This window comes from Dickeya sp. CFBP 2040, assembly GCF_012273755.1.
Taxonomy (GTDB): Bacteria; Pseudomonadota; Gammaproteobacteria; order Enterobacterales; family Enterobacteriaceae; genus Dickeya; species Dickeya poaceiphila.
This window is the reverse complement of sequence record NZ_JAAVXH010000080.1, coordinates 1-5793: the sequence shown is the minus strand read 5'-3', so window position 1 is coordinate 5793 and position 5793 is coordinate 1. Positions and strand designations below refer to the sequence as shown.

Below are 5793 nucleotides of genomic sequence, written 5' to 3'. Positions count from 1 at the left end.
ATGGTAAATGATAATATATAACAAAAACAAGGAGGTGTAATGTATAAAAATAACGATGAAGCCATTGATTGGGAAGCCAAGCGACTTTTAGATGATGGGATCTATACCGATACAGAACAAGCCTATTTAGAAGCAGAAAAGATAGTAATCAATATTAGGGAACAAGCAAAACAGCGCCAGATAAAGCAACAATTTAAATTGAAGATTAAGTCAATCAAGAAACAAATTGGTAATGGTTATGATTATGCAGATGTCCCTTATGCCAACAAGAAAAAATATTGGGGGGAATATAAATGACCAGAAAAGATATCAAACAACAAATTGCTTCAGCACAGGAACGCTTATATTTCTTGGAAGCCAAAAAGAAACAGCAGGCAAAAAAAGAAAACACCCGCCAGAAAATTATTTTCGGTGCAGAGGTTGCCAAAGTTTTAGGATGTGATATTGGTTATGTAGATAAAGAATTAGTCTTTGGTGTTCTGCTAAATATACCTAATCTATCTGAGCGTGATATTGAAGGGTATAGAGCACAGGGACAAATCTATATCGAAAATGTTATAAATAAATCCAAATGTTAATTATTTTTTTTCACGTCCGAACGGTGAACCGGCCTAAAACTTGCTTTTAGGTCGGTGAACTGTTGAGCAAGCCCTAGAGGGCGCGGTAGCTTGTTTCAGTGTATTTAGGGTGTTAGCGTCACAGAATATGACCGTCAGCTCTTAGCAAGAAGCATATACCGGGAAAATTAACCGGCAATATTTTCACGGGGTCTACCAGCTAAATTACGTGTGTCATATCCTCATAAAAATCGCACGTTGTAAAGCAGGTTCCACCTTTTAAAAAAACAGGCTCATCTATTTTGTGTAATTTTATCTTTGAAGCCTCTTGTTGGGAAGAAGGTAGAAATGCTCCTCCGGGTTCACTGAAAATCATAAAGTCGCCCTGTAACCTTGAACAATGTGGGCAATGATTAGCATAGTAGCTATAACCTGCCATTTTACTGTTTCCGGGACGCCAGTTCGTTGAAAAGTGCCTAATATGGCTTAATGCGCGGGGACTCACTTCAGTAATATTGGCGACTCCAGAAAAGCAAGGGCTGGTAGACCACGAATAACAGGTACCATCACTTTCGCTGCGAAAGAGAGAGTTGTCATAATAGCTCCATTCGCTGGAGTCCTCAATCGCGTCATCATCTGGATCAAGGTAATCAATGGTCAGATATTTATGACCTCTTGGAAGACAGAAGGCAAACAGACTAATTAACTCCCCACATTTCCAGCATAGGCGCTTATTTTCACCAATGAAGTAATATTCGTTGAATAAGTGATATTTCTGATTATCTATTAGTTCAGGTATCCATGGTATAAATTGCAGGCTTGATTTTCCTGTTGGCACATACCATTTTTTTAACTCTGGATCCCATCGGGCACCCTTCTGCTTTGCATCATCCTTCTCGTGAAAGGGTACATTTAGTATCAAACGACTCATATTTATAACCTTCTAATCCTTGTTCTACACCCCTTAAACTAACATAACAGCGTGTTAGTAATGCTCGCTTCTGGCACAAACAGCCTGTCCGATTACGTTACTCCCCGTTGCACCCAATACAACAGGGAGTCATTTGTTTAGATAGCAAAGTCTTCCAGCGCTTTACCACTTTCCAGCGCTGCGGCGATAGCTTTAGGTGTCCGGCCCTGACCTGTCCACGTCTGTTCGTTGCCGCTTTCGTCGGTATATTTGTACTTGGCAGGACGGGGAGTGCGTTTAGCTTTTGCTGTTTTGCTGGTAACACCTGCGTCGAGCAGTTCAGACGGATCAATACCATCTTCCAGCAGTCTGGCGCGTAAGGCTTCGATTTTAGCCTGACGCTCCGCGTTTTGTTGCTGTGCGCTCGCTTCTTCTTCACGCCGGTCTTCAACAATGGCGGTCAGCTTTTCCAGCATTTCTTCCAGTGTTGCCAGATCGGTTTCACGAGCCTGAGCGCGAAGGGTACGAATGTTATTTAATATTTTTAGGGCTTCACTCATTATCATTTATCCTGAATGTTGAACGTCATACACATCATACTATAAACGATAAAATAAAGCAGATGCTATCAATGTGTTTGATGCCTTATTATTCGTTTTTTATGGATTTACATCTCCCGCTCTTGACCACTTTTTCATTTTTGTTAATTGAATAGTACGTGAAAATAAAAAAGGACGATGAAAATGAAAAAACAAAATAAGACAGGGTTCTCACTGTTAGAACTCATTTTGGTGCTGGGTGTTGGAACAACAGTGGCTTTTATGAAATTTCAGGATATGAAAAATGAACAGGAAACTGTTGTTGCTAAAGCCGTGGGTGAACAGATAAAGCAAATGGGTGAGGCGGTAAATGGCTATATCAATATCCGATATGACAAGCTTTCTACCCTGACATCCAGTAGCAGCCAGTCAAGTGATCCGGGTCCAAGAACATGTTCGGGGTCAGTCTGCGAAATTACTTATCAGACGCTGGTGAATGAAGGGTTATTACCTTCCTCTTTTTCTGGTGTTAATGCGCAAAAATCTTCATATAAAATTTTTTTGAGACGTTCAGGGAACGTTCCCAATTATATCATTAATGGCCTGATTACGACGACGAGCGTATGGGCTGATGGCGGGAAAGTCCGTTATGACTTGTTGGGCAAAGCAATGCAGGCAGCGGGAATTGACAGTGGAATGACAAAAACAAATACCGCTGCATCAGGTTATGGCGGCCAGTGGTCAGAACTTTCTACGGACTACAGTAATATCACCGCTGCGGGGCTTTTGGCTTATCGTGTAGGATACGATTCTGCAATGTATTCTGTTTACCTGCGTCGTGATGGGACACTCCCTATGACGGGCGATCTGAATATGGGGGGGCAGAGCATATACAACGCTCAAAATATCACTGCGGCTGGGACAACGACAACGGGAATACTTAAGACGGTCGGCGAGGCGACAGTAGGATCGGATCTAACCGTGGCGGGGAACACTCAGGTTAACGGGAATATCAATGCCAATAATACTGTTACAGGTACAACCGTAGTATCTCGTGGTGAAACCTATACGCAAAACTGGTTCAGAACATTAGGTGATGGCGGGATTTATTTCCAGAAATACGGCGGTGGCTGGAATATGGCTGATACGGCAACCATTAACGCTTATGGCGGCAAGAATGTTCAGACCAGTGGGGGTTTTTATGGTGGTTACGTTCATTCTAATGGCAACATTGATGTTAATGGAACGGTTAATGCTTCCTATATATGGGCAAGCGGGAATATAAACTCAAACTATGTGCATTCCAACGGGAACATCGATGCTAACGGGCGGATTAATTCAGGTGAGTTTGTCTATATAAATGGTCAGGCAGGTGTCGGAGGTGGCTGCGCTCCAAACGGATTGCAGGGGAGAGATCCCAGCGGGAAATTACTTTCTTGCGTTAATGGTACATGGCAGCAACTTGGCAACAGTATTCCGTGTATACATTATTACAATCATAACTCTCGTATATACAATAGTTGGATGCAAGTTTACGGTGATAAATGGGGTGCCGAAGATGATATTCATATTTGGTGTGATGCTACAGGTAGTGTGTCATATATTATAGGCTTGCCTACGGGGTGGGAAGGCTAGAGTATTATTCTATATATGTATGGTGAATTTATTGTCCATAACATCGTTTAAAAGTCAGATCCACCATAAGGCAGATCTGACGTTTTCATATCCATCTGTTATGCCTGAAATTCACCCTCTGTGTCGTCAGTGCTTTCGGAATGAAATGTCCGATACAGGAAATCAAGGCGCTCCCACAGAACAAAGCTCAGGATCTCTTTGGCTTGGGGATTATCAATTTCAACAACGGCGTAAATTAAAGCCCGACACTGATCGATAATTTCTTCCAGTTCCAGCGGCGTGTTATCGAACATAGCACACCTCCAGAACAGACTGGCCCAAGGCAAAAAAGCCCGTATCCAGATGCAGATTTTCAGGTGGGGAATGGGTAAACTGATAAACAGCCATAGCGTTAGCTCCATAACGGTGTGGTTAGCCCCTGTCTGGTAGGCCAATACCTTTCAGGGGCGAAACGGGTGTTCAGGTGAGTTTAATAGGATTTCGTACCTGATCGGCTGCAATGTAAGGCTAGGATTGGTGCTAGTCAATTGCTAAACGCGAGACAGAAAAATCTACAGTTGGTAAATTTCTGACCTTGAGAATTCGTATAGTTCTGAAGTTGCATAAAGCCGCTTTGAAAGCTGGTCTGTGTGTTGAGCCAAAGAGATGATGTATACGAACAACGTCGAATAATACCTCCGACTTAGTATCCAGCAGGTTAGGGTTGATTAAAAAAAGAACATCATAGTTGATGGGAAGCCACTTTTCTCAATCTATGTCTATATTTAAATGTCTGCTATATGGTGTTAATTAATTACGGGATGGTATTATGAAAAAACTAATTATTGCTTGTTCTGTTTTATTGATTGCAACAGGTGCTTTTGCAAAAGGTGGTGGGCACCATTCATACTCTGGAAGTGGTTATAGCGCACCGAAAACATATGGCTATGGGACAGGTAGTAGTTCAAGTCATGAAAAGGTAAATGGCTATATCAAAAACAATGGAACGTATGTTTCCCCATATCAGCGGACTTCAAAAGACACAACGCAATATAATAACTTCAGCACTAAAGGTAATTACAATCCATATACAAATACATATGGGACAAAAAAGCAACACACTGATTTTATGAAAATGGCGTTCTCGATAGAACGTCATTTTTATATTTATAACTGAATCTAAAAAAAGTATTCTGTCTCAAATAGAATTTGAAGGAAATAAGAAAAAACTATCAAAATAGGGTTGCGATAATGTACTGTTAAGAACAGCAATCATCAGTGCCAGATCTCTGATCCACCAACTACGTAACGTAGGGCAAGAAATACCACAACGGCTGTATACAAGCCCCATATCACCAGATGTTTCATAGAGTTTTACCCACGGTAGTCGCTGCTGATTTCTCTGACCATGACGTGCCATTATAGTGAAACGATGTCTATGAGTCACACAAATTAGTGTGTTGAATCAATAACCCACTGAAACTCTTCGTCATTCAAATTGCCAAATAAACTTTCTTTGAATTTAAGGTTAAATGAAAGTCTATTTCCTATAAATGAAAAATTTGTAGGTTCAATCGCACACCAGAATCTAACTAAATTTTTATCATTTGTGCACAGATAACTCTTTGTTTTAGGATCTATTGCTGTGGCCCACATGAGATAGTCTATCGCTCTGAAATCAGATAGTGCATTATAGGCGTGTTTTTGAGTGTACTCTTCAGGCGGTTTTGGTTTGAATATTTTTTTGGCTGGATTTGATTTTGGAGTGCTTAATGCAGCGCTAAGAGCTGCAATAAATAAAATGCTTTTTCTATCTATGTTATTTGATATGGCGATTTTTTTTAGGGTTTCTATTACTTCGTGTCTTTTTTTAATGGCTGTCTCTTTGTATAGATGAGTGATGATTTCTTGTATGAATGATATTTTACCTATATTGTTATTGTATAACTGAGATAACATTCCAAAAGTAGACTCTGCTAGTTCCTCACAACTATGAGGTATAATAGAATTAGGTAGTGTTTTCTTTATTATCGAAACGGCTTCTTCATATTTCTCTGCCAAATCTTTTTTTGTTCTATCGTAGGATTGATTATTTCCCTCTAACATGAAAAGTGATGGGTTAATGATTATTTTATCAGTTGATATCAAATCAAAGAAATCATTACCAATGCTC

General features: G+C 40.4%; 8 protein-coding genes and 1 pseudogene. 4 read left to right on the top strand and 5 right to left on the bottom strand.

Translation table 11 applies throughout. The features are described from left to right. Window positions 1-39: 39 nt before the first annotated feature. Both Dpoa2040_RS10630 and Dpoa2040_RS10625 read left to right on the top strand, forming a co-directional pair. Complete coding sequence (locus tag Dpoa2040_RS10630) at window positions 40-297, top strand: hypothetical protein (protein WP_168641221.1); 258 nt, start codon at window positions 40-42, stop codon at window positions 295-297. After that, a complete protein-coding gene (locus tag Dpoa2040_RS10625; RefSeq protein WP_168641220.1) occupies window positions 294-578 on the top strand; it encodes a conjugal transfer protein TraD in 285 nt (94 codons plus the stop codon). The genes Dpoa2040_RS10630 and Dpoa2040_RS10625 overlap by 4 nt, the downstream gene beginning before the upstream one ends. A 199-nt stretch (window positions 579-777) precedes the next feature. Here Dpoa2040_RS10625 and Dpoa2040_RS10620 read toward each other — a convergent pair whose 3' ends face one another. Continuing rightward, complete coding sequence (locus Dpoa2040_RS10620) at window positions 778-1488, bottom strand: DUF5710 domain-containing protein (protein WP_168641219.1); 711 nt, start codon at window positions 1486-1488, stop codon at window positions 778-780. Between the two features lie 137 nt (window positions 1489-1625). Beyond that, window positions 1626-2027, bottom strand: a complete 402-nt coding sequence (locus tag Dpoa2040_RS10615; protein ID WP_168641218.1) for an H-NS family nucleoid-associated regulatory protein — start codon at window positions 2025-2027, stop codon at window positions 1626-1628. 183 nt (window positions 2028-2210) lie between these two features. On the opposite strand from Dpoa2040_RS10615, the gene Dpoa2040_RS10610 reads away from it, so the two are divergent. Beyond that, window positions 2211-3641 (top strand): shufflon system plasmid conjugative transfer pilus tip adhesin PilV, encoded by a 1431-nt coding sequence (locus tag Dpoa2040_RS10610; RefSeq protein ID WP_246867285.1) that lies wholly within the window; start codon window positions 2211-2213, stop codon window positions 3639-3641. Between the two features lie 98 nt (window positions 3642-3739). On the opposite strand, the gene Dpoa2040_RS10605 is transcribed toward Dpoa2040_RS10610, so the two are convergent. Further along, complete coding sequence (locus Dpoa2040_RS10605) at window positions 3740-3934, bottom strand: hypothetical protein (protein WP_168641217.1); 195 nt, start codon at window positions 3932-3934, stop codon at window positions 3740-3742. A gap of 515 nt (window positions 3935-4449) precedes the next feature. Between Dpoa2040_RS10605 and Dpoa2040_RS10600 the strand changes: the two genes are divergently transcribed. After that, window positions 4450-4797 (top strand): hypothetical protein, encoded by a 348-nt coding sequence (locus tag Dpoa2040_RS10600; protein WP_168641216.1) that lies wholly within the window; start codon window positions 4450-4452, stop codon window positions 4795-4797. 63 nt (window positions 4798-4860) lie between these two features. On the opposite strand, the pseudogene Dpoa2040_RS18520 reads toward Dpoa2040_RS10600, so the two are convergent. Beyond that, window positions 4861-5040, bottom strand: a pseudogene (locus tag Dpoa2040_RS18520) (hypothetical protein); the annotation flags it as partial. Window positions 5041-5072: 32 nt separating this feature from the next. Further along, window positions 5073-5793, bottom strand: a 721-nt coding sequence (locus tag Dpoa2040_RS10595) for a hypothetical protein (protein WP_168641215.1), incomplete at its 5' end; no start/stop codon positions are given.

Excerpts from the sequence above, each read along its gene's own strand:
- Dpoa2040_RS10610 (WP_246867285.1), top strand. The coding sequence starts at position 2,211 with ATGAAAAAACAAAATAAGACAGGGTTCTCACTGTTAGAACTCATTTTG.
- Dpoa2040_RS10600 (WP_168641216.1), top strand. The coding sequence starts at position 4,450 with ATGAAAAAACTAATTATTGCTTGTTCTGTTTTATTGATTGCAACAGGT.
- Dpoa2040_RS10620 (WP_168641219.1), bottom strand. The coding sequence starts at position 1,488 with ATGAGTCGTTTGATACTAAATGTACCCTTTCACGAGAAGGATGATGCA.
- Dpoa2040_RS10605 (WP_168641217.1), bottom strand. The coding sequence starts at position 3,934 with ATGTTCGATAACACGCCGCTGGAACTGGAAGAAATTATCGATCAGTGT.
- Dpoa2040_RS10630 (WP_168641221.1), top strand. The coding sequence starts at position 40 with ATGTATAAAAATAACGATGAAGCCATTGATTGGGAAGCCAAGCGACTT.
- Dpoa2040_RS10615 (WP_168641218.1), bottom strand. The coding sequence starts at position 2,027 with ATGAGTGAAGCCCTAAAAATATTAAATAACATTCGTACCCTTCGCGCT.
- Dpoa2040_RS10625 (WP_168641220.1), top strand. The coding sequence starts at position 294 with ATGACCAGAAAAGATATCAAACAACAAATTGCTTCAGCACAGGAACGC.